The following is a 24,150-nucleotide window of genomic DNA, read 5'->3' as shown; positions in this document are numbered from 1 at the left end:
TTTCTTAAAGTTTAACATGCAATGAAAAGGTAAACGCTTTGTCTGGTGTTATTAATCGAATTATTGTACTGGGTGGTGGTACAGCAGGGTGGATAACTGCAGGCATTCTTGCAAAGAAACACGCTAGCAATCTATCCAACCAAGGCATTAAAGTTACCCTAATTGAATCGCCTGAAATTTCAGTAGTTGGCGTTGGTGAGGGGACATGGCCAACGATGCGTAAAACATTATCGCAGTTGGGAATTTCAGAAACGCAATTTATGCGTGAATGCGGAGCTACTTTCAAACAAGCTAGTAAGTTTGTTAACTGGGTAAATGCAAAAGATGATGTCTATTATCACCCGTTTACAGAACCACAAGGGTTTAATAAAGTTGATCCAGCACCTTACTGGCAGTATGTAGTTGAGCCTACTTGCTCGTTTTCTGAAGCCGTCAGCTTTCAGCAATATTTATGTGAACAGGGTTTAGCCCCGAAAACTATTGCGAATAAAGAGTACGAAGTGATAGCTAATTATGGCTACCATTTAGATGCGGCAAAGTTTATCGCTTTATTACGAAAGCACTGTATTAGTGAACTTGGTGTTGAGCACATTAGCGATACCGTTGATCGTATTGAGCAAGCTCCATGTGGTGATATCAGTTGTTTACAGACCAAAGAACATGGCGCACAACTAGCTGACTTATTTGTAGACTGCTCAGGTATGCGAAGTTTGTTGCTTGGTGAAACTCTAAAAGTTCCGTTTGTTCCATGCGATGATGTTTTTTTAGCTGATACGGCCATAGCCACTCAAGTTCCTTATATCAATGAAAATGACCCTATTGCTTGTCATACTATTTCAACAGCTCAAGAGGCGGGTTGGATATGGGATATTGGCTTACAAGAACGTCGTGGTGTTGGTTATGTGTATTCGAGTAAACATTGTTCAGAAGAACAAGCTCGCAAAACACTTGCGAATTACATTGGCTTGGAAGAGGTAAAAACAGCTAAAAAAATAAATTTCAAACCAGGGCATCGAAAAATTTTCTGGAAGAATAATTGTGTTGCTGTTGGCTTAGCTGCAGGTTTTTTAGAACCACTAGAGGCATCAGCGCTCATGCTTATTGAAGCGTCTGCAAATTATATCGCGGATCAATTGCCTCCAAATAAAGAATTGATGCCTATTACTGCAAAACGTTTTAATGCGATCATGTTGAAAAAGTGGCGCGGTGTAATTGATTTTCTTAAGTTGCATTATGCTTTGAGTGAGCGTACTGAACCGTTTTGGCTTGAGCATCGCGATACACAGAGTATTCCTAATTCTTTGCAAGAGTTATTGTCTATTTGGCGTTATAGCTCCCCAAGCGAGTATGACTTTACTGATAATGTAGAAGCATTTAGTGCTGCTAGCTATCAGTACATCTTATATGGTGTTGGGTTTAAGTCTGACTTTAGTCAAATGGAACATATTTATAATCAAGGTGAGTTAGCAAAAAAACAGCTACAGATGACAAAAATACGTATAGATCAGCTGAAATATAATTTGCCCACTCACAGAGATCTTATTAATAAAGTAAATTCATTGGGTTTTGCAAAACTGTAATTCCCTTTGATGAGAGATAAACATGTCTAACTATGTACTACTTGATCCTGCAAAACATCAGGATATAAAAATAAAACCACATAGCAATTTCGGCTTTTCAAAAAATCAGCACCACGCATCATTAGTTGTTCATGAGTTTGGCGCAGCTGCGAGTAGCTTTCCCGTTGTTTATATGAAAGAGCCAACTCAAGGGCAATTTCGCGCTGTCGGATTGCTTGGTTTAGTCGCTGGCCATAATGTGTTCTTCACAGAACAAGAGTGGCTAGCAGTTCATGTTCCTTCAGCGTTTTTAAGAGCCCCTTTTGAGTTAGGGCCAGATCCAGAAAAAGATAAAACACTCACTATTTACATAAATGAACAAAGCGACTATGTGAATAATTCACAGGGCGAAGCTTTATTTCAAAATGGCGAACCGAGCCAATTTTTGCATCAAGTTCAAGATAAAATGAGTGAGTACTATCAGCAGGAACAGGTTTCACATGAATTTACCCAAAAGTTACTCTCTTTGAGCTTACTTAAAGAAATAGAATTGGTTATTAATTTTAGTGATGGAAAGAAAACACGAGTAAAAGGCATCTACACAATCGACGAAGAAGCCCTAAGAAAATTGCCAGACACTGATATTGTTGAGCTTAATAAACAAAATTACTTATTACCTATCCATGCAATGTTATCGTCGCTAGTTCAAGTTAACCGATTAATTAAACACCATAACCATTGCTCAGAAAATACGATATTAGGTGTGCAAATGCGCGCTAATGCAGGAGAGTAAAAATGTCTGATAGTATGATCCAAGTGTTAGTTTTTGCTATTGTAACGGGCCTAATTGGTTTATTTACATACTTAAAATGCCGCGATCAGGGGCGTAGTGAGCAAACTCAAAATAAAGAATATTTTTTAGCAGGAGGCGGTTTAACTTGGATATTTGTTGCAGGCTCAATCACGCTTACTAATTTAAGTACAGACCAGTTAGTTGGCATGAATGGGAACCAAATGGCTCTATTAGTTTGGTGGGAGCTTGCGGCGATTATAGGTCTAATATTATTGGCTAAAGTGTTTATTCCTGTTTATTACAAATATAACTGCACAACAACCACTGAGTTATTAGAAAAGCGCTACAACAATAAGCATATCCGTGCCGTTATTGGTAGTTTGTTTTTTACAGGAAATGCACTCATTTACATGCCTGCGGTTATTTACTCGGGTTCGCTATTTATGCAAACCATGTTTAAAGTTGATATACCATTAATGTACATAGCAACCGCTTTTGCTATTGTAGGCGCCATTTATGCCTTTTTTGGTGGGCTACGTGCAGTTGCGGTGTCAGATACATACAACGGGCTACTCGTGCTAGGTATGGCAATACTAGTCGTGTTCTTAGCGCTTAACGCAATTGATTACGACTTTAGCGGCATCCCACAAGAGCGCTTAACGTTAATTGGCGGTCCTGATTCGCCTATCCCTTGGCCAACGCTACTGACTGGTATGATATTCATTCAGATGTTTTACTGGGGAACTAATCAAACGATTACACAGCGCGCTATGGCAGCACCTAATGTCAAAGAAGCGCAAAAAGGGATATTTGCGGCAGCAGGTATTCGCCTTTTGATTGTTCCGGCAATCGTGGTGCTACCTGGTATTATTTCTTACAAGTTGTATGGCGATATTGGTGATGCCGCATACGGACGAATTGTTGGCGATGTAATGCCTACATGGTTAACAGGTGTGTTTGCCGCAGCAATGGCCGCAGCAGTGCTTTCAACTTATAACAGTTTACTAAACTCATCTACGGCATTATATGTGTGTGATATTCACGAAGCATATTTTAATAAAGAACCAAGTGTTGTAAAGCTAAGTGGTTATGTCACATTATTATTAACTAGTTTGACGCTGGTGCTTGTACCTATTTACCAGCAAGCTGACAGCATTATTAACTTACTACAGCAGCTAAACGGCTTGTTAAGTATGCCTATATTCTCAATTTTTGTAGTGGGCTTATTATTTAAAAATGTGGATGCGCGCGCAGGTATCGCTGCGGTTATTTTAGGTGTTGTTATGTATGGCATGCTGACATTTGAAAGCTCACCGCTTCACACTACTATTCACTATATTCATTTAATGCCAGTGACGTTGTTTGTGTGTGTGGCATTTGCATTAACTGTGAATAAAGTCGTGTTTGGATTAAACGCGCAATGGGCGGGTAAATCTTCAGCAATTGACGACACAGTAAAACAATAAACGTTAATTAATCGACGTTAATATAATCGGCCAAAGTATAGCTTTGGCCGATTTTTTATTTTAAACAATGTGATTATCACTATAGTTAACCATCAAATGAAACCTAAGTGGTATATCCAGTGGTTTTATCTCAGTATTTGCGATAGAAAAACTATTAAAACTAAATTTATATGATATATACTATTATTAATGTTCGCCATCTATCAGATTGTGCCTGAACACTTTAGAGATCGCGTTAACGCCTATCGCTAACATCATCTCGGTATATTAATAACTCACACAATGAATAAGAGGATAGGAAAATCATGGCCAACACTAAATCATTTTATCGATTAGACAGTGTAAACAGCACCGTTATTTTCAACTGCCAAAGTAAAACACCTGCGTTACTGTATTTTGGTAAACGCCTATCAGAGCAAACAACTGAGTTGATGCTTGCTCAGCTTGCTACCCGTCAAGAGGTAAAATGTGCCTCAGTTGAAGAAGCGCCTATTTCTCTTTCTCCACTTTTAGGTGAGGGCTTTACTGGTGCACCTGGCCTTGAGCTTGTAAACGACTCTATTGCTTGGTCTGTAGGGCCAAAGTTAAAAGAGGTTCGTCAGCCATCATCATCAACGCTTGAGTTTGTAAGTGAAGATACATTACGTGGAATTGAAGTCGTTCATAGTATTACGCTTGATAACAATACCAATGTGTTAAGCGCGCATACGGTATTAACTAATTTAAGTGATTCACCACTCAGCGTTAATTTTTGTGCAGCACCCACATTCCAGCTACCCGATAGCGTGAACAAAATTATAAGTTTTGAAGGGCGTTGGTCAAACGAGTTTCAACGTCAATCTGTCGATTTAGTACTAGGTAGCTTTGTACGTGAAAACCGTAAAGGTAAAACATCGCACGACGTATTCCCTGGTTTATTAGTTCATAGCGAAGGCGCAGGCGAGCAACAAGGCGAGTGTTATGGCTTTCATTTAGGCTGGAGTGGTAACAACAAGCTACGCGCTGAGCTACTACCAGAAGGGCGCCGTTATGTGCAAATGGGTGAGTTATTATTACCGGGCGAGCTAACCCTTGCTAAAGGCCAAACGTATCAGAGCCCACGTATTTATGGCTCGTTTTCGAGCGACGGCTTTAGCGCGCTTTCGCGTAATTTTCATCAGTTTGTTAAGGCTAATTTACTTAGCCAAGCACAGCGTGAAAAAACACGCCCGGTGCATTACAACACGTGGGAAGGTATTTATTTTGACCACGATGTAGATACGCTTAAGCAGTTAGCCGATAAAGTAGCACCATTAGGTATTGAGCGTTTTGTTCTAGACGATGGTTGGTTTAAAGGTCGCCGCGGTGATTTTGCAGGCTTAGGTGATTGGACAGTAGATTACGAAATTTACCCAGATGGTTTATCGCCAGTCATCGATCATGTAAATAGCTTAGGCATGGAATTTGGTATTTGGTTTGAACCAGAAATGGTTAACCCAGATAGCGACTTATACCGCGCTCACCCTGATTGGGTCTTAGGCTCAGAAAATAACGAGCAACTGAGCTTTAGAAACCAGCTTGTGCTTGATTTAACGCGCACTGAGGTGGTTGAATATTTATACAAAGCCATTGACGATATTTTGGTTGAGTACCCAAAAATTAAGTATATTAAATGGGATATGAACCGCGATATTAACCATGCGGGTAACTTTGATGGTAAGCCTGCGGTACATCAGCAAACACTGGCGCTGTATCGCTTAATCGATCGCATTAAAGCGGCGCACCCAGGCCTTGAAATAGAAAGCTGTTCGTCAGGTGGTGCACGTGTAGATTATGGTGTGCTTGAACACACAGACCGTGTATGGACGTCAGATTCTAACGATGCGCTTGACCGTCTTGAAATTCAACGTGGTTGTTCGTTCTTCTTCCCATCGTCGGTTATGGGTGCACACGTAGGCCCACGTGATTGTCATATTACAGGGCGTAATGTGAGCATTGAAATGCGTGCTGCGGTATCCATGTTTGGCCACATGGGAATTGAAATGGACCCACGTGAGCTGACCGATCACGAATACAATGCGCTTAAAGCGGCTATTGCGCTGCACAAAGAGCACCGTGAATTTATTCATGCTGCCGATTTGTACCGCCTCGATAGCGACGATTTATCAATTAACTTTGGTTTAATCGACGAGCAAAAATCAAAAGCGTTATTTGCGTATAACAGCGTGCGCGAAACACCGCGTACTGCGCCTAATAAGCTTCGTTTTGTTGGTTTGGATGCAGATACACAGTACACACTTAATTTAGTGTGGCCTGTTAAGTTTGAAGAATACCGCCCTTCGTCTATTGCCGCCGTCAACGGGCAAACCTTTACGGGTGAAGCGTTAATGGAATTTGGCCTACAAATGCCAATTTCATTCCCGCAAACATCACTTATTTTTGAGCTTAACAAAGCTTAAAATATAATAAGCAGTAAAAAGGGAGCTAAGTAGCTCCCTTTTTTAATGATATTTTTTTAGTCATCAATCGAGTTTAGATTCGATGAGCTCTAGCGCTTCTTCTAAAATTGTTTCGACCGCTTTTTTAGCGCGCTCGGGATTCCCAGATTTTATTGTGTCTAAAATATCAGCGTGTTTAGTTACGTCAGCGCCTGGTACACCTTTAATATGGTTAGTGTAACGAATACTTACTCTGAGAGCAGTACTAATAAATTCAGTCAGTTGTACAAAAAATCGGTTGTTGCTGGCTACTAAAATACTGGTATGGAAGGCGATGTCGGCTTCTAACGGATCGTCTAACCCTTCATCGGCATCAGCCATGCGCGCAAGTGCGTTATCAATTTCTGTAAGCTGCTCTGGCGTAGCGCTTATTGCGGCTAACGCGGCTGCTTGTGGTTCAAGTGCAACACGTACTTGGGTAAATTCTTTTAATAATGATAGTGACGGTTTGCTGCTTAAAATCCAACGAAGTACGTCGGTATCAAACATATTTCAACTACTTTCTGGTAATACACGAATACCTTGCTTTGGACGCGATGAAATAAGCCCTTTAGCAGAGAGCATTTTTACTGCCTCGCGCGTTGCACTGCGGCTTACATTGTACTTAATGCATAAATCAGCTTCCGATGGTAATCCTTCGCTTACAGGATACACGCCCCGCACTATTGCAAACCCTAAATCATGGGTTAGTTGGTGAGTTAAATTTTGGCGAGGTTGAGTTTTCATCGTGCGAATTTCCGAGTTCATTATTGCTTAATTATATATCATATATCATATTAATGTACGTAAGGATATGGTATAAACTTTTAAATCGCTAATTATTTTAACACAGCAATAACAACTTGGTTTGGCTCTTTTTCTCTAAGTAATCGTTTTTAAAGGGTTTAAGTTGAACTGAAAACATGCTGCAAGGAAATTTAATTTTGAACACTCAAGCTCAATATCACAGTCTTTCTGGCAAGGTTATTTTTATCACTGGTGGTGCGTCAGGCATTGGCAGAGCCATGGTTGAGTCGTTTGTTAAACAGCAAGCCAAAGTAGCATTTATTGATATAGATGATGAAGCGGCGCAAACACTCATTAGCGATTTACCCGATGCTAATTTATGGTACAGGCAAGTTGATGTCACTGATTCGAACGCTTTGCAAAAGTCACTGGTCGATGCGTGTGCTGCCCTTGGTAGCGTAAATGTACTTGTAAATAATGTGGCAAACGACCGTCGTCAAGCCAGTGAAGACGTGACGGTTAAAGATTGGGACCAGTGTTTACAAATTAATTTAAATCCTGCTTTTTTTGCCTCTCAAGTGGCTATGTCGTTTATGCAACAAGAAGGTGCTGGCAGTATTATTAATTTTAGTTCTATTAATGCCATTATGGGTCAACCGCAAATGGCAGGTTATGTAACCGCCAAAGCGGGTTTAATAGGTATGACCAAAGCACTCGCTCGTGACTATGGTGAATTTGGTATTCGCGTTAATGCCATATTACCAGGCTGGGTTGCAACTGAGCGTCAATTAGCAAGCTGGTTCACCGAAGAAGAACAAGTAAAATGGATGGAAGCTATGGCGCTTAAAAAATTAGTAACGCCAGACGACGTCGCTAATTTAGCGCTTTTCTTAGCCGCCGATGAAAGCAGTATGATCACCGGGCAAGGCATTAAAATTGACGGTGGGAGACTTTAAAGTTTGACTACTTCAACTTTGTTTATAGCCGTTGACTGGGGCACAAGTCATTTACGTGCTTACTTGTGTAAAGTAGGTGAGGGCAGTGAGTTAACGTTAATTGAGCAACGTGACGGGCCTGGCGTTGTAAAAGTTAATCAACACTTTCAACAAACACTCATTCACGCAATTACACCTTGGACAGCGCAATATGGTGTACTACCTATTTATATTGCAGGCCAAATTACATCAACGATTGGCTGGCATGAAACCCCTTATCTAGAGTGCCCAATTAACCCTGAAGGCTTGCTTGATGCTGCTGTTAGCTTTGAATGTGAAGGGCACACCATTAATGCTTTACCAGGCACAAAATGCACGTTACAAAACACGCTAATTGATGTCATGCGAGGTGAAGAATTACAAATACTGGGTTTTTTAAAACAAAACGAGCAGTATCAAACGGGTAAAGTTTTACTGTGTTTACCTGGCACACATACCAAGTGGGTACTTATTAATAATGGTAAAATAATATGTTTTAAAACCGCTATGACCGGCGAGTTATACGACCTGTTATGTCATCAAAGCGTGTTAATTCCTGATGATTGCGCTGAAGGTGAATTTGATTGGCAAGCGTTTGAACAAGGCTGCGATTTAACATTGGGCAGTGATAGCGGTAACTTAGCGCATGGTATTTTTAGTGTAAGAACACGCCAATTGTCCAAAGAACTAACCCCTGTTCAAGCTAAAGCATACCTATCGGGCGTGCTAATAGGCAGTGATGTACGTGCAGCACGCTATGCAAGTGAATGGCAGCTACTCAGCAACACGCAGGTTGTGGTTATTGGTACTAAGCAACTTAACACGTGTTTTACCAAGGCGCTTACAAAAATAGGGGTACAGTGCAGTGAGTTTGATATTAAATCGGCAACGCTTAGTGGGTTTAACTATTTATACCAGTCGGCTTAATAGTTAATAATAAAAACCCCTTTATAGCTTGTTAACCATAAAGGGAAAAACGGGAAATAGTGATCATGAAACAGCTTATTAATCAGCGTGTTTCAATATAATTATTTAAAACTGTAATTTGCTCATCGCTAAAACGTAAACCCAGTTTACTGCGACGCCATAAAATGTTGTAAGCATTACCAGCCCACTCTTGTTTTAGTAGGTAATCAACTTCAGCAGCAAATAAGCCATGGCCAAAGTCATGTCCTAAATCACCGAGCTGTGTGGAATTACCTAAAATAATTTTTGTACGTGTGCCATACGTACGCACAAAACGCTTCAACGTCACTTCTGGTAGCCAGTTGTATAAAGATTTAAGCTCTTGAGTCAGTGCTTCAACATTATCAAAGTCGCCACCAGGTAATGCGCTGTGTTTAGTCCATGCTTTACCCATTTGCGGATAAAAGTCTTCTAACTTATCAACAGCGGCTTCTGCCAATTTACGGTAAGTGGTAATTTTTCCACCAAATACGCTTAATAATGGAGTATGTTTACTCTCACTTGAAAGCTCTAGCTTGTAGTCACGTGTTACGGCTTGCGCATTAATAGATTCGTCATCTAGTAGCGGGCGTACACCCGAAAAAGTATGAACTATGTCTTCGCGTTTAATGTGGTTTTTAAAGTAGCTGTTAGTAATATCGATTAAGTAATCGATTTCTTCATCACTAATTTTAACATCTTGAGCTGCGCCGTTATGCTCTACATCGGTTGTGCCAACTAATGAATAGTCATCTTCAAATGGAATAACAAATACAATTCTTTGATCTTTATTTTGTAAAATATAGGCTTCTTTCTCGTCGTGAATGCGAGGCACTACAATATGGCTGCCTTTTACAAGGCGAATATTTTGTGGTGATTTTTCAATTAGCGCTTCATCAAATAATTTTGCAACCCACGGACCTGCTGCATTAACAATGCCTTTAGCCGATACAGTGTATTTACTTTTAGTATTTTGTTGCTCAAGCGTTACCTGCCATTTATTTTGCTCACGTTTAGCGTTTACACATTTGGTTTGTGTAGCAATGGTAGCGCCTTTTTCTTGTGCAGAAAGGGCATTTAAAATAACTAAACGAGAGTCATCAACCCATCCATCTGAGTATTCAAAACCTTTTACAATAGACGGCTCTAGCACGCTATTTTCGCCAAATTTAATACCTCGAGAACCAGCCAGTGTTTCGCGCTTGGCTAGGTTGTCGTACATAAACAAGCCAATGCGGATCATCCATGCAGGGCGTAAATGCGACTGATGTGGTAATCTAAAAGTAAGTGGCCACATAATATGAGGGGCATTTTTAAGCAGCACTTCTCGTTCAGCTAAAGCTTCTTTTACTAATCTAAATTCATAATGCTCAAGGTAACGTAAACCACCGTGGATTAACTTAGAACTATTTGACGATGTCGCACAAGCAAGGTCCGATTGTTCACACAAAAGTACCTTTAAACCTCTGCCAGCTGCATCAGCTGCTATTCCTGTGCCGTTTACACCACCACCGACGACGAGTAGGTCGTATTCGTTATCTGCTAATTCCACTGTGAGCTAACCTTTTTATTTGTAATATAAATAAGACATATACCATCATAAAGCGACCGTCAGTGTTTGACAATAGCTAACCGGGCTTTTTGATTTTAAATTTTTTAGCCTGATCTTTTTAAAATCAAACTGCGTAAAACGCGCTTTTAAATAGCGTTTGAGCTGGTTCAGAAGCCGCTAAATTTCATTAGCGGCTGCATACATTATTGTTGTTGGCAATCGTCGCTAGATAGCCTAACTTGCGCTACACAGTGCTGCCATTTTGCGTATAAATCATTACGTTCATCAGCACTCATTGTTGGCTCAAAACGACGGTCACAGGTCCACATTTTAGCGAGTTGCTCAGTTGACTCGTAAATACCTGCTTGCAAGCCGGCTAAATAAGCAACGCCTAACGAGGTGGTTTCGGTGACTGTTGGGCGCTCTACGGTTGCACCTAAAATGTTAGATAAAAAGGTGAGTACCCAGTTATTTTTAACCATACCGCCATCTACGCGTAGTACACTTGGGCGAAGTCCATCACGTTCCATTGCTTTTTGTAAATCTTTGGTTTGATAACCCACCGATTGCAAAGCTGCGGCAACAATAGTGCTAATACCAGAGTCGCGGGTTAAGCCTAAAATTGCACCACGTGCGTTAGGGTCCCAATAGGGTGCGCCTAAACCTGTAAACGAAGGCACTAAAAATACCCCATGATCAAGTGGTACATCTTTCACTAGTGATTCACTTTCGCCTGCATGACTCAACAGTTTTAAGCCTTCAACAATCCACTGCATAGTGGCACCCGCCATAAAAATGCTGCCTTCAATGGCGTAAGTGGGTTTGCCATTTAATCTATAAGCAACCGTAGTCAGTAAGCGGTTCTCAGATGTAAGGGCTTTTTCGCCCGTATTCAGCATTAAAAAACAGCCCGTACCATAGGTGCTTTTAGCCATACCTTGTTCAAAGCAAGCATGACCAACAAGCGCAGCTTGCTGATCGCCTGCAATACCACATACGCGTATTGGCGCACCAAAAATATCTTCGCTGGTTGAGCCAAACTCGTCTGCTGAATCCATGACTTGTGGAAGCATAGATTTAGGAATGTCGAATAGGTCGAGTAATTCTTGGTCCCATTGCTGGGTATGAATATTAAATAACATGGTGCGCGAGGCATTAGTGGCATCGGTGCGATGCTCTTGTCCACCGGTTAGGTGCCATAATAAATAAGTATCAACCGTACCAAAGGCTAATTCGCCAGCGTCTGCTTGTGCGCGGGCGCCTTCTACATTGTCTAAAATCCAGCGTACTTTAGTGGCTGAAAAGTATGGGTCGAGTAGTAGGCCTGTTTTATCGCTAATCGTTTGGCAAAGCTCGTCAGTGCTTAGGCTTTCGCAATAATCACTGGTACGGCGATCTTGCCAAACAATGGCGTTATACACTGGCTTACCGGTTTTTTTGTTCCATACCAAGGTTGTTTCGCGTTGGTTGGTGATACCAATAGCAATAATTTCATCAGGCTTCACGTCGTTTTTAGATAACACTTCACGGCTAGTGCTGAGCACTGTTTGCCAAATATCGTTAGGGTCATGTTCTACCCAACCATTTTTTGGAAAATGCTGTGAAAATTCTTGTTGTGCTGATCCAAAAACGTCTGCATCTTTTGTAAACAAGATGGCCCGAGAACTTGTGGTTCCTTGATCAATTGAGAGTATGTATTTTGACATGATATTTATGTTATTTATCTTATCTTATATATGACTAGATTGCCTTTAACGAAGGTTAATGGCAATGGTTTTTTCTTAAAATAGCCGATTAAAAAACAAACATTCTCGTTTTGTAGTTAACCCTTTTATATAAAAGCTATTTTATTTGGCAATATTTTAAGGCGAAGGCGGCTATCAAGTTTTATAGCCGCTTAAATTAGGTATTACTTACTGTGAGGCTTACTTTGTTGCCAATCCATACCTGAAGAGAAGCGGTTATCAAAGCCGTACCACTGCGGTAACGGTTTACCATCAACAATGGCTTGATCGCCATTTTGAGGTAAATCTAGGTATTTACACTGGCTGCTTACGCCTTTTACGTGGCAATCCATCATCGCAAGTACAAAGTGCTTATTTATTTCGTTAATGGTGCGCAACGACCACGATGGCTCGTAGTAATGACCTAAGTCTAATTCACTGCTGCTTTGGGCAATAGCAGGGGCTGGGTGTGGTGCAATATTGTGGCGGGCATTTTTATAAGTAAGCATGTACTTGTCGGCGCTGCCAGTTTGGTTGTAAAGGTTTTTAATACCTTCAAAGCCAGAAATATCATCTAAGTCGCCTGCAATATAAAGTGAAGGTACTTTAATGTTTTTCATTGCTTTAGCGTTAAATAAGTTATGTTGTCCACCCCAAGGTGCGATAGCCACCATTGTTTTTATACGAGGGTCTACTTGCGGGTTTTGATATTGCCCGCCTGCACAGCTATTGAGCAGTTGCTGTACTTGTTTAATTTGAGCAGGGTCAGTCATTCCCGTAAACATGGCTGTAGTTTGCTCGTTAAAGGCATAACAACCACCAATTGTATTAACTGCACCAAACCCACCCATAGAGTAGCCAATAACACCTGCGCTAGTTTGATCCACTTGCTCGCTTGCAAAGTTGCTTTGCTCGTTAAAATAATTAATCACAAATTGCTGATCGCGTGAGCGATTAATCAAGGTGCTAAAAAAGCCCGCATAGGGCGCGTTTTTAAAATCTACATGGGCGTTTGTGGAGTCTGTATGATCAAGCGCAACAACTATGTAGCCATGCGAGGCTAAGTGCTCGCCAAGGTAGTACATAATTGTGCGGTAGCCGGTATAACCGTGCGAAAGTACTACAACTGGGTAGTTATCGGCGTTACTTATATCAACATCACGCTGTGCATCAGCCTGTAAGGTAAATTGTTTGCCTGAGCGTGTTATATCTATGTAGCTGGTTAGTGGTTTGTTTGCTTTACTATCTGCTGGATACCACACTTCAACTTTTAAAGGGCGATCTTTTTGGCTTTGCGTTGTGGGATCAAACTGCGCTGGATTAACTAAGTCTAGGGTTTTTACACCTACTTTATAGGTGCCTTTAGCTGCTAATTCAGGGAGCACTTCGCTAGTTATTGGCGGATAAAGTTGCTCAGGCTTATTTGATTCGGCAAATACCGCACCGGTAGTTAAACTGGCCGTGGCTAATAACATTGCTTTTGAAAGCGTTTTTAAACGGTGTGTTGTTGTCATTGTGTATCCTTGTTGCGTGTATTTTTATTAATTTATGTCATGAGATTCGACAGTCGCGCTATATTCAATCTGCCATTGGTCTCTTAGGCTATCCATCATCGTCATAACCCGTAAGCTTGTGCTCAGTGGTAATATAGAGCTTTGTATTTGTTTATTTAGTATGCACTCAGTAACGTGATCAATTTCAAATTTAAAGTTTTCATCATCACTAAATGGGTAGTCAAAATGTTGAATAGCTTGCCCATTAATATGAAGCTCAAGACCTTTTGCACCTACAAACCAAGGTATGCGTATAAAGCCATGTTCACCGGTAATACATGCTTCGGTTGGACCGTTTTGCTCAAGTGCGCTGCTAAGTTGTGCGAACTGACCATTACCATAATCGAGCATGGTAATATTTCGCGCATCTACACCTGTATCTGCCTTATGCACAAATGAGCTGATTTTTTCAGGTGCTTTATTAAAAACCACATCAGCAATCGATAGCGGGTAAATCCCTAAATCAAGCAAAGCGCCACCGGCTGTATTTGGGTTCATTAAGCGGTGGGTGTTGGCAAAGGTGCCGGGTAAACTAAAGTTGGCCTGCACGGTATGTACTTTGCCAATAACTGCTTGGCTTAGTAGCTTCTCTAATTTTATAATGGCGGGTAAAAAGCGCATCCACACTCCTTCCATTAAAAAACAATTTTTTTGCTCTGCCAGTGCGGTTAAGTTTTTTAATTGCTGTGCATTAACGGTAATAGGTTTTTCACTTAGTACGTGCTTATTATGCATCAAGCATTGGGCGATGCTTTGAAAGTGTTGGTCGTGAGTGTTTGCAATGTAAATAGCATCAATGTTTGGGCATTGCATAAGGGCCTGGTAGCTCTCATAGCCTTTAATTGAATAATGTGTGGCAAACTCGTTTGCGCGCTGCTCACTAGTTGAGGCTGCGCCAATAAGCTGAGCATCAGCGCAATGCGCAATGCTTTTAGCAAAGGTGTGAGCAATATTGCCACACCCAATAATACCCCAGTTAACCTTTGCCATATTAATACCTACTTTTAAAAAGACGTTATTTGTAACCCTGAGCCTGCTGAGCACACATAAATATCTGCGTATAAGTTAAAGCGTTCAAAGTAATGTTTTTCAACGGCGGCTTTAATTAGCGGTACTTCTGCATCGCGGCATAAACACACTATTGCTCCCCCAAAACCACCACCGGTCATGCGCACTGCGCCACGCTCACCCATGGCTTCTTTACATATTTCTACTAAGCCATCCGTTGCGGGTACCGTTACTTCAAAGTCGTGTTTAAGTGATTGGTGCGATGCAGCCATCAATTCACGAAGTTGCTCCATATCATTGGCTTGCAATGCTGTAGTTGCGGCGATAACGCGGTCGTTTTCGCTAATTACATGGTGCGCACGTTTGTACTCGTTATTGCTAAGTTGTGCTTTAACAGCATCTAGCTTAGCCATAGTTGCTTGGCGAAGTGTTTTAACTCCCATTTTTTCAGCAGCTTGTTCGCAATCAATACGGCGTTGATTGTATTCGCTGTCTACTAACTTACGTGGGTAGTTAGAGTTTACAATAACAATGTTTAAGTCATCAGGCACTTTCACAGACTTAGTTGCCAAATTTTCGCAATCTATTAGTAATGCGTGGCCGTTTTCGCCTTTTGCCGAAATGAGCTGATCCATAATGCCACACTGGCAATGCATAAAGTCGTTTTCAGCTTCTTGGCCTAGTAGTGCAATTTTTTCTTCGCTTAAACCAAGCTGTGCAATATGGTTAAACATACCACCCACAGCCACTTCTAATGCTGCCGATGATGATAAACCACTACCTTGCGGTAAGTTACTATCAATAAGTAAATCAGCACCGCGTAAGGTGTGGCCTGCGCGTTTTAATACGAATGCAACGGCGCGAATATAATTTCCCCATTGCGATTGACCTTCGCTAATCGGTTCGTCAACGTTAAAGCTGTCTTGCTCGCCTGGGTAATTGAGGGACTGCACGGTAATCGTATTATCGTCGCGCTCTTTAAACATCACTTGGGTACGAAACTCTAATGAGCACGGAAATACAAAGCCGTCGTTGTAGTCAGTAAACTCACCGATTAGGTTTACACGTCCTGGTGCAGCTGCAATACCCTGAGCAGGGGCACCGTACAGTGATAAAAAGTGGTGTTGAAATTCATTAAGCTTCATCTGTGTGTCCTGCTGTATTTTTATAGTGTGTGGTGCTTGCTGCTTTTAAAATAGACGCGGCTGTTTCTGCGCTTAAATCGCGCTGACTTTCGCCTAACATTTCGTAGCCAACCATATGTTTTTTAACGGTGGCAGAGCGAAGTAGTGGCGGATAAAAGTGTGCATGTAAGCGCCAGTGTTGCTCATCAGAGCCACGATTTGCTGGTGCATTATGCCACCCCATAGAGTAAGGGAAGCTGCAGTTAAATACGTTGTCGTATTTAGTGGTTAATACTTTTAATGCCTGAGCGAGTGAATCGGTTTGTACATCACTAAGCTGACTAAAGTTTTGAATGTTGTCTTTAGTTACAAGCAGTGTTTCAAAAGGCCATGCTGCCCAAAAAGGCACCACAACAAGCCAGTGTTCATTCTCAAATACGACACGGGTTTTATCGACTTGTTCTTTTTTTACATAGTCGGCAAGCATAGCAGTGCCGTGTTTATCAAAATAAGCACGCTGCTGAGTATCTTCGGCTTCTATTTCGGTAGATAGGTGCGAATGCGCCCATACTTGGCCATGCGGATGGGGCTGCGAGCACCCCATGATCTCGCCTTTATTTTCAAATACCTGAACACACTCGTATTGCTGTGCAAGCTCGGTATAGTTGTCTTTCCACGTTTTTACTACCGCATGCAGGGCATCGTGCTCAAGCTCTGGTAATGTTTTGTTATGTTCTGGCGAAAAACAAATTACGCGGCATTCGCCGCTTGCTTCATCAGCAATAAATAAATCGCTATCTGACTCTACGCTTTGTGATTGTTCGCTGGCATTGGGCGTTAGTGCGCCAAAGTCATTTTTAAAAACATGGGTGTATTTGTAGTCTGGGTTGCTGTCGCCATTTGCTCGTGTATTGCTTGGGCAAAGCGGGCAGCTTTCGTCATGCTTTGGCAATACTGTTTCGTTAACGGCTTCGGTTGCGCCTAACCATGGGCGGTTATTACGATGCGGTGAAACTAATACCCAGCGCCCCGTTAGCGGGTTTTTACGTCTGTGAGTACTTTCTAATAAAGCCATATTAACTCTCCAACCCACTTGGGTAATTAGTTTGCCAGCGCCATGTATCGGTGGTCATGTCGCTCAGTGTTAGTTCTGCGTGCCAGTTAAGGGTAGTTTGCGCTTTTGTGGCATCGGCGTAATTGCAGGCAATATCGCCTGCACGGCGCGGTGCACTTTTATACGGAATAGCTTTACCTGCTGATGCGCTAAATGCGTTGATCATATCAAGCACTGAATAACCTTGGCCTGTGCCTAAGTTGTATGCATGAAAGGCGGTATCTGATTTATGTTGCATAAATGCCGCTACATGGCCTTTAGCTAAATCTAAAACGTGAATGTAATCGCGCACGCCAGTACCATCTTCGGTGTCGTAGTCGTCACCAAAAATATTAACAACTTCACGTTTACCAACCGCAGTTTGAGCAATAAATGGCATTAAATTATTTGGAATACCATTAGGGCTTTCGCCCAATAAACCACTTGGGTGTGCGCCTACTGGATTAAAGTAACGCAGTGCTATACCCATAAACTTGCTGTTGGCATTACATACATCTTGCATGGCTTGTTCTACCATGACTTTAGTCCAACCATAAGGATTGGTAGCGCGTATTGGGTGCTTTTCATCAATAGGCAGGTAGTCTGGCTCGCCATAAACAGTGGCCGATGAGCTGAAAATTATATGATTAACACCTTCATCTTGCATGTTTTGTAGCATGCTTAATGTGCCCGATACATTGTTTTGGTAGTAACGTAGTGGTTGCTCGGTCGATTCACCTACCGCTTTTAATGCTGCAAAATGAAATACAGCCTCAGCATGAGTGTGCTTAAGCGCAAGTTTAAACTGCTGCTCGTCTTGAATATCACCTAAAATAAATTCAAAACGTGTACCTGTAATTTTTTCGAGTTGATCAAGCACACGAGGGCTCGCATTGGATAAGTTATCGTAAATTACAGGTGTAATGCCTGCTTCATGTAATGCAATACATGTGTGGCTACCTATGTAACCCATGCCGCCAGTCACTAAAACTTTCATGTGGTTTCTCGAAAAATATATTTATATGATAAATACTACTATTAAGGAAGTTTAAAAACAATAGTTATGAATTGTTCAAAATTCAAATAAATGATTAAAAAACACTCACTGCTATCTCCGTCACTTTATTAATATTTTCTATAAACTGATTCAACAACGGTCTAATTATCATTCAAAGATGGCAATGCTATTATTTCACAATCGTAATTCGTTAAATGTGTAAGCGCTGTATTACATAACATGGAGCTAGGTATGAACAAAAAAATTTTAATCACAGGTGCAACAGATGGCATTGGGTTTGAAACGGCTAAAATGTTGCTAGCGCAAGGTCATACCGTACTTCTTCACGGGCGTAATGCGCAAAAGCTCAATAAAGTACACACTTTACTCAATAACGATTATCCGCAAGCAAGCACACAAACTTACGTGGCTGATTTGAGTGAAATGGCGCAGGTGCGTAATCTGGCTAAACAAATTACAGCCGACCATAAACACCTAGATGTACTTATTAATAATGCAGGTGTGTTTAAGCTCGACAACCCTGAAACTGCAGATGGTCTTGATGCACGATTTGCAGTAAATACATTAGCGCCTTATTTATTAACAACTTTACTATTACCGCTTTTTGATACCCAAGGGCGAATTGTTAATGTGTCGTCAGCGGCGCAAGCAACAGTCAACTTAGATGCACTGATTGGGCAAAGCTTTTTGTCAGATAACGCAGCATACGCACAAAGCAAATTGGCAATTACAATGTGGTCGCGTCATATGGGTTTAAAACTTAAAGGTAGTGGTCCATTGGTTGTATCGGTTAACCCTAAGTCGCTACTAGGCAGCAAAATGGTTAAAGACGCATACGGCCTTAATGGCGGCGATTTAAAGTTAGGTGCCGATATATTTTGCCGCGCTGCACTAAGCGATGAGTTTAGTAATTCAACAGGGCTTTACTTTGATAATGACGCTGAGTGCTTTTCAGCCCCTCACGCAGATGCATTGAATGATGCTAAAAATCAACAGCTAATAGATGCACTCGATTTAAAGTTATTACAGCTAGCAATATAGCTAACGCAATTTGAGCGTTGGTTATAGAGTGTATTACCTAGTTATACACCGTATAAAGTTTCATTGAAGACAAACAAAGAGTTCACCACTTTAAAATGGCGAACTCTTTTTTGTTTTTGGAATTTTATATTTATTGTGCGTTTATTAAACGCTGATACAACCAATCTTTTAATTCAGAACGGTCGTGTTTTAGCTGGTGCATTTGCTCATCGCTAATAGGCGCACCGTCCAATTCTAATATTCTTATTTCTTTATCTAGTTTATTGTACTGCTCGGCTTTTTCTGCAAAGTCAGCATCACTTTTGTTCAACGTATTTATCGTGTTTATGTGCTCAGGAAAGTCGTTTGTTAATGAATGGTCTTCGCCTAACATAGTCGCTCCTTAGTAAAAAATAAGCTTACACAAAATAAGCTGTCACTTAATGAGCTTGGGTTTAAATAAGGGGAATTCAACCACTCGCATCAAAAATTTAATAGGGTAAGTAAGTGTTACGTCATGCTAAAGAGGGAATTACTATTTATCTAGCTGCAAATCACTGACACTCATAACGGCTTGGGTTAGAATGCAGCACGCCTAAATACTCCCGATAACTATCTTTATTGAGTACTTAATTACATGCTTTTAATGATCGATAACTACGATTCGTTTACCTATAACTTAGTGCAGTACTTTCAGCGATTGGATCAAGACGTATTAGTAAAACGTAATGACGAGTTGAGCATTGCGCAAATTAAACAACTTAATCCGGAGCATATAGTTATCTCTCCGGGTCCTTGCTCACCGAATGAAGCTGGTATATCGTTAAGTGTAGTTGAACACTTAAAAGGCCAATTTCCTATATTAGGGATTTGCTTGGGACATCAAACGATTGCCCAAGCTTTAGGCGGGGATGTGGTGCGCGCTAAAAAAGTAATGCATGGTAAAACATCTCCCATAACGCATACCAATAAAGGTGTTTTTAAAGGATTAGCTAATCCGTTAACGGTTTGTCGTTACCACTCGCTGGTGGTTAAAGCGCAGTCGTTGCCCAACGAACTTGAAATAACAGCGTGGACACAAACACCGCAAGGTGAGTTTGACGAAATAATGGGCATGCAACACAAAGAGTTAGCAATTGAAGGGGTGCAGTTTCACCCTGAAGCTATTCTAACCGAGCAGGGATTAACGCTGCTTGATAACTTTTTAACTCGCTTCTAGTCTAATAGCACTGAACGTATTCAATACTTACTATTTAACGAGCACTATGACTGAACTTGCACAACAACAGCGTACAGCAAAAATACTTGATCAACGGGCACACGATTTGCTGTTGGGTCATAGTTTTGCGCATCAGCAAATTGGGTTTATTCATACCTTAGATATTGATTACGGCGAGCCTATGAAGCAGCGTACCTTGTTGCAGGTTGAAGTGTCAGCGCAACAAAAGCGTAAGCAAACAAGTACCGCTCATCATAAGTACCGTGCACAAGCCAGCGAACAGCTTCATAAAGTAATTGAAACAGCTATATTTAAACAGCTCGAAGATATGGACGCAGTGATTCAAACAACAATAGGGATTGAAGACAGCGTTGCCACTATTTTAGATATATTAGCTGTAAAGTCGGCCTCAGTTGGCCGTTTAGAGCCGTTAGTAAACGATTTAAGCTGGCTAGGGCGCGAATTGGTCACGTTGGTTAACCTCCCGTATTACCGAAACCAGCGTAGTAAAAAAAATACCGCGGTAAAAGTAGACAGCCCTGCACTTGCTCTGCGTTACATAGGGCTTGATAACTTACAGTTAGTGATTCCCACATTTGCAGTTCGCCATTGGATGCCCCATAGTACCGAGCCTTTTTCGTTACTAAAACGTAGGCTCAGAGACAGCGCAATGGCCAACGCCATTGCCGCGCAAAAAATTGCAGAACTAAACGACGCAAACGAGATACACGCATTTACCTTGGGTATGTTATTAGATGTAGGGCGTATTACGTTAGTACGTTTGTACTTAAAAACCTTTGAGCAGGTTTGGCAACGAAAAGTACAAATAGCACGTCAAGAAAACCAAAAAGACCTCCACACAGCATTATTAGAGCTAAAGCCCGACCCTTTATTTTTAACTACATTGCTGTGCAATAAGTCAATTCAGGTCAGTGCGCGAGTCATCGACAAAATGGCCTTTAAATATTTGCCATTTAAAGGCGTGATGGAACAGCTACAAAATGGCGTAAATAAAGGCGATAGTGCCTTACCGTTAACGCAGGTCATGTTAAAAGCGCGGTGTTACTCCCAGTACTTAATTTTAAAAGAACACCAACTAATTGAGCCCGACGAAACCACAGCGTGGTTTTCGTATTTTCAGTTCACTAAAACGGAACTAAAAACCCTTCAAACAAGCAATTTTACCAATCTTGCTATTCAAATTGACTAAAAAATTAAATTTTTTGTTAATTTTTTTACGACTATTCATTCATTCCCACTGATTCATCCGTAAAGTTATTTAGTGGTAAAAGCCTATGCAGGTCACTACTGATGCGGTTAGTTGATAAAAAATAAATGTGTTTCGGTATGCAAATAGTTATTCACTATCTATGAAATAATATCTTAAGCCCTTTATTTTCAAGGGTTACATGAAAGTTTTTAACGAGACAGCTACCACTAATTCTGAAATAATGGGCGTCTGAAAATTGAACCACAAAGCAGTTTTTTGTACCCAACAGACACCTGAAGGTACTTAAAAGCTTGGTTAATATTTTTAATCAAACACTTATTTATGCTTTGTGTAGATCACAATTAAGAGGAAATAAAATGACAGTCAATCGCGAATTATTTGATCACGTAATGGTTCCTAACTACGCACCTTCAAGCGTAATTCCTGTTCGAGGCGAAGGCTCTCGCGTATGGGATCAACAAGGCAAAGAGTTTATCGACTTTGCTGGTGGTATTGCTGTTAACTGTCTTGGCCACTGTCACCCTGCTTTAGTAGGTGCATTAAAAGAACAGGGCGAAAAAATTTGGCATTTATCAAATGTTATGACTAATGAACCGGCGCTTCGCCTCGCTAAAAAAATGGTTGATGCCACTTTTGGTGAAAAAGTTTACTTTGCTAACTCTGGCGCAGAAGCGAACGAAGCCGCACTTAAATTAGCGCGTCGTTTTGCACTTGATAAGTTTGGCCCAGAAAAATCACAAATTATCGCATTTAATAAAGGTTTCCACGGTCGTACATTCTTTACTGTAACTGTTGGTGGCCAAGCGGCATACTCAGATGGTTTTGGTCCTAAGCCGGGTGACATCGTACATTGTGATTACAACGATCTAGCCGCATTTGAAGCGCTAATTAGCGACCAAACATGCGCCGTAATGATGGAACCACTGCAAGGTGAGGGCGGTATTGTTTCACCAACTGACGAGTTTGCTCAGCAAGTTCGCGATTTATGTACTAAACACAATGCGCTACTTATTTTTGATGAAGTACAAACAGGTGTTGGCCGTACAGGTGACTTGTACGCATACCAAGGTTTAAATGTAGTACCTGATATTTTAACTTCAGCAAAAGCATTAGGCGGCGGTTTCCCAATTGGCGCAATGTTGACTACAACAGATATTGCACAGCATCTAAAAGTAGGTACTCATGGTTCTACTTACGGCGGTAACCCGCTTGCATGTGCTGTTGCCGAAGCCGCATTTGATACTGTTAACACACCCGACGTACTTGCCGGTGTAAAAGAAAAAGCAGCTTTATTTAACGAACTCCTTGCAGCGGTAAACGAAAAATACAACGTATTTAGCGAAATTCGCGGTAAAGGTTTATTAATTGGTGCTGTTGTGAATGAGCAATACAAAGGCCGTGCTAAAGAGTTTTTAGTAGCCGGTACTGAACAAGGTCTAATGTCATTAGTGGCAGGTGCTGATGTTGTTCGTTTTACACCGTCTCTTGTTATCCCAGAAGCGGATATTCGCGAAGGTATGGCACGTTTTGAAAAAGCAGTTGCAAGCGTAGTAAACGCATAAGCTGTTTTAGCCAATCTACCGAGGGCAAACATTGTTTGCCCTACGAATTTTATTTACCGTTATTTATAAGGGAGCAAGCGGACTCATGATGATCCTTCGCCCAATCCAGCAAAATGATTATTCAGCATTACTGACAATCGCCCACGAATCGGGCCATGGTTTTACATCTTTGCCTTTAAACGAAGAGCTATTACAAAAGAAGATTGACCATTCAGTAAGCTCATTTGCTAAACAAACGTCACAACCCGGTGACGAAGGCTACTTGTTTGTTCTTGAAGATAGCGAAACAGGTGAAGTAGTAGGTACCTCGGCAATAGAAGCTGCTGTGGGCCTAGATGATGCGTTTTATCATTACCATTTAAGTAAAGTAATTCATTCTTCGCGCACACTAGACGTTTACAAAGCGGTTGATATTTTAACGCTATGTAACGACTACACTGGCGCAACAGAGCTGTGCACCTTGTTTTTGAAAGACGGCTATCGCAAAAACTGTAACGGCAAACTGCTGTCTAAAGCACGCTTTATGTTTATTAAACAACACCAAGCACGCTTTGCCGAAACTGTTATTGCAGAAATGCGCGGTGTGTCTGATGAAAACGGCAATAGCCCGTTTTGGAAGTGGTTAGAAGAACACTTTTTCTCAATGGACTTCCCAACAGCAGATTACTTAACGGGTATTGGCCAAAAAGTATTTATTGCTGAACTGATGCCTAAATACCCAATTTACGTCAATTTATTGAGTAAAGATGCGCAAGCGGTAATCGGTCAAGTTCACAATAATACTCGCCCAGCGATTGAATTATTAAAAAGCGAAGGCTTCACGTTTAACGGCTACGTTGATATTTTTGACGCAGGTCCAACAGTTGAAGCAAAAGTAGATAATATTGCTACAGTACGTAACTCACACGACTTTATTGTTGAAATTGGTGAGCAAACGGGCGACACCATGGTGTTATTAGCAAACGACAAGCTCGAAAACTTTAGAGCGACCGTTGCATCAATGAGTTTCGACGAACGCGCTAAAACCGTTGTGTTATCACAACAAGTAGCCGACGCCCTGCAATTACAAACGGGCGATACTGTTAGCGCAACCCCAGTTTAATTTA

Annotated in this window: 19 protein-coding genes and 1 pseudogene; 11 read left to right on the top strand and 9 right to left on the bottom strand. The window is 41.2% G+C overall.

What is annotated here, in order from left to right:
* Window positions 1–38: 38 nt before the first annotated feature.
* From AC27JL_RS12795 to AC27JL_RS12780, 4 genes are all read left to right on the top strand, one after another.
* Window positions 39–1,580: a tryptophan halogenase family protein gene (locus tag AC27JL_RS12795; protein ID WP_487195764.1), complete on the top strand. Its 1,542-nt coding sequence runs from the start codon at window positions 39–41 to the stop codon at window positions 1,578–1,580.
* Between the two features lie 22 nt (window positions 1,581–1,602).
* Window positions 1,603–2,352 (top strand): SapC family protein, encoded by a 750-nt coding sequence (locus AC27JL_RS12790; RefSeq protein ID WP_010557672.1) that lies wholly within the window; start codon window positions 1,603–1,605, stop codon window positions 2,350–2,352.
* Between the two features lie 2 nt (window positions 2,353–2,354).
* Window positions 2,355–3,818 (top strand): SLC5 family protein, encoded by a 1,464-nt coding sequence (locus AC27JL_RS12785; protein WP_058429999.1) that lies wholly within the window; start codon window positions 2,355–2,357, stop codon window positions 3,816–3,818.
* Between the two features lie 305 nt (window positions 3,819–4,123).
* Window positions 4,124–6,256 carry an alpha-galactosidase gene (locus AC27JL_RS12780; RefSeq protein ID WP_487195763.1) on the top strand — a complete coding sequence of 711 codons (2,133 nt, stop codon included), beginning with the start codon at window positions 4,124–4,126 and terminating at the stop codon, window positions 6,254–6,256.
* Window positions 6,257–6,319: 63 nt separating this feature from the next.
* Here AC27JL_RS12780 and AC27JL_RS12775 read toward each other — a convergent pair.
* Window positions 6,320–7,021: pseudogene (locus tag AC27JL_RS12775) on the bottom strand (FadR/GntR family transcriptional regulator).
* Between the two features lie 197 nt (window positions 7,022–7,218).
* On the opposite strand from AC27JL_RS12775, the gene AC27JL_RS12770 reads away from it, so the two are divergent.
* Complete coding sequence (locus AC27JL_RS12770; protein WP_475604069.1) at window positions 7,219–7,977, top strand: SDR family NAD(P)-dependent oxidoreductase; 759 nt, start codon at window positions 7,219–7,221, stop codon at window positions 7,975–7,977.
* A 3-nt stretch (window positions 7,978–7,980) separates the two neighbouring features.
* Window positions 7,981–8,922 carry a 2-dehydro-3-deoxygalactonokinase gene (locus AC27JL_RS12765; protein WP_033018828.1) on the top strand — a complete coding sequence of 314 codons (942 nt, stop codon included), beginning with the start codon at window positions 7,981–7,983 and terminating at the stop codon, window positions 8,920–8,922.
* Between the two features lie 82 nt (window positions 8,923–9,004).
* On the opposite strand, the gene glpD is transcribed toward AC27JL_RS12765, so the two are convergent.
* The 7 genes from glpD to galE all read right to left on the bottom strand — a co-directional run bounded on the left by glpD (window position 9,005) and on the right by galE (window position 17,991).
* Entirely contained in the window at window positions 9,005–10,492 is a 1,488-nt protein-coding gene (gene glpD / locus AC27JL_RS12760) for a glycerol-3-phosphate dehydrogenase (RefSeq protein ID WP_487195762.1), read from the bottom strand.
* A gap of 203 nt (window positions 10,493–10,695) precedes the next feature.
* Window positions 10,696–12,198, bottom strand: coding sequence for a glycerol kinase GlpK (gene glpK / locus AC27JL_RS12755; RefSeq protein WP_487195761.1), 1,503 nt, complete (start codon window positions 12,196–12,198; stop codon window positions 10,696–10,698).
* 203 nt (window positions 12,199–12,401) lie between these two features.
* The gene (locus AC27JL_RS12750) at window positions 12,402–13,730 is read right to left on the bottom strand and encodes an alpha/beta hydrolase family protein (RefSeq protein ID WP_487195760.1); all 1,329 of its coding nucleotides are present in this window, start codon (window positions 13,728–13,730) and stop codon (window positions 12,402–12,404) included.
* A 27-nt stretch (window positions 13,731–13,757) separates the two neighbouring features.
* On the bottom strand, window positions 13,758–14,759 hold the full coding sequence (locus AC27JL_RS12745; protein WP_487195759.1) for a Gfo/Idh/MocA family protein: 1,002 nt from the start codon (window positions 14,757–14,759) through the stop codon (window positions 13,758–13,760).
* Between the two features lie 14 nt (window positions 14,760–14,773).
* Window positions 14,774–15,922: a galactokinase gene (gene galK / locus AC27JL_RS12740; protein WP_006791295.1), complete on the bottom strand. Its 1,149-nt coding sequence runs from the start codon at window positions 15,920–15,922 to the stop codon at window positions 14,774–14,776.
* Window positions 15,912–16,976, bottom strand: coding sequence for a UDP-glucose--hexose-1-phosphate uridylyltransferase (locus AC27JL_RS12735; protein ID WP_058430005.1), 1,065 nt, complete (start codon window positions 16,974–16,976; stop codon window positions 15,912–15,914). The genes galK and AC27JL_RS12735 overlap by 11 nt, the downstream gene beginning before the upstream one ends.
* 1 nt (window position 16,977) lies before the next feature.
* Window positions 16,978–17,991, bottom strand: coding sequence for a UDP-glucose 4-epimerase GalE (gene galE / locus AC27JL_RS12730; RefSeq protein ID WP_487195758.1), 1,014 nt, complete (start codon window positions 17,989–17,991; stop codon window positions 16,978–16,980).
* Between the two features lie 252 nt (window positions 17,992–18,243).
* Between galE and AC27JL_RS12725 the strand changes: the two genes are divergently transcribed.
* Window positions 18,244–19,053 carry an SDR family NAD(P)-dependent oxidoreductase gene (locus AC27JL_RS12725; protein ID WP_487195757.1) on the top strand — a complete coding sequence of 270 codons (810 nt, stop codon included), beginning with the start codon at window positions 18,244–18,246 and terminating at the stop codon, window positions 19,051–19,053.
* A 130-nt stretch (window positions 19,054–19,183) separates the two neighbouring features.
* Here the strand turns inward: AC27JL_RS12725 and AC27JL_RS12720 are convergent, their stop codons facing one another.
* Window positions 19,184–19,426, bottom strand: coding sequence for an HP1242/YdcH family protein (locus AC27JL_RS12720; RefSeq protein ID WP_058430008.1), 243 nt, complete (start codon window positions 19,424–19,426; stop codon window positions 19,184–19,186).
* Between the two features lie 243 nt (window positions 19,427–19,669).
* Here AC27JL_RS12720 and AC27JL_RS12715 point away from each other — a divergent pair, with 243 nt between their 5' ends.
* The 4 genes from AC27JL_RS12715 to astA all read left to right on the top strand — a co-directional run bounded on the left by AC27JL_RS12715 (window position 19,670) and on the right by astA (window position 24,146).
* Window positions 19,670–20,251 (top strand): anthranilate synthase component II, encoded by a 582-nt coding sequence (locus AC27JL_RS12715; protein ID WP_010557686.1) that lies wholly within the window; start codon window positions 19,670–19,672, stop codon window positions 20,249–20,251.
* 46 nt (window positions 20,252–20,297) lie between these two features.
* Entirely contained in the window at window positions 20,298–21,461 is a 1,164-nt protein-coding gene (locus tag AC27JL_RS12710; protein WP_487195756.1) for an HDOD domain-containing protein, read from the top strand.
* Between the two features lie 377 nt (window positions 21,462–21,838).
* The gene (locus AC27JL_RS12705) at window positions 21,839–23,044 is read left to right on the top strand and encodes an aspartate aminotransferase family protein (RefSeq protein WP_006791288.1); all 1,206 of its coding nucleotides are present in this window, start codon (window positions 21,839–21,841) and stop codon (window positions 23,042–23,044) included.
* 85 nt (window positions 23,045–23,129) lie between these two features.
* On the top strand, window positions 23,130–24,146 hold the full coding sequence (astA, locus tag AC27JL_RS12700) for an arginine N-succinyltransferase (protein WP_010557689.1): 1,017 nt from the start codon (window positions 23,130–23,132) through the stop codon (window positions 24,144–24,146).
* The last annotated feature ends 4 nt before the right edge of the window (window positions 24,147–24,150 follow it).

Source organism: Pseudoalteromonas sp. 4NS20-0020 (assembly GCF_057554385.1).
This window is presented reverse-complemented; position numbering and strand designations above follow the sequence as displayed.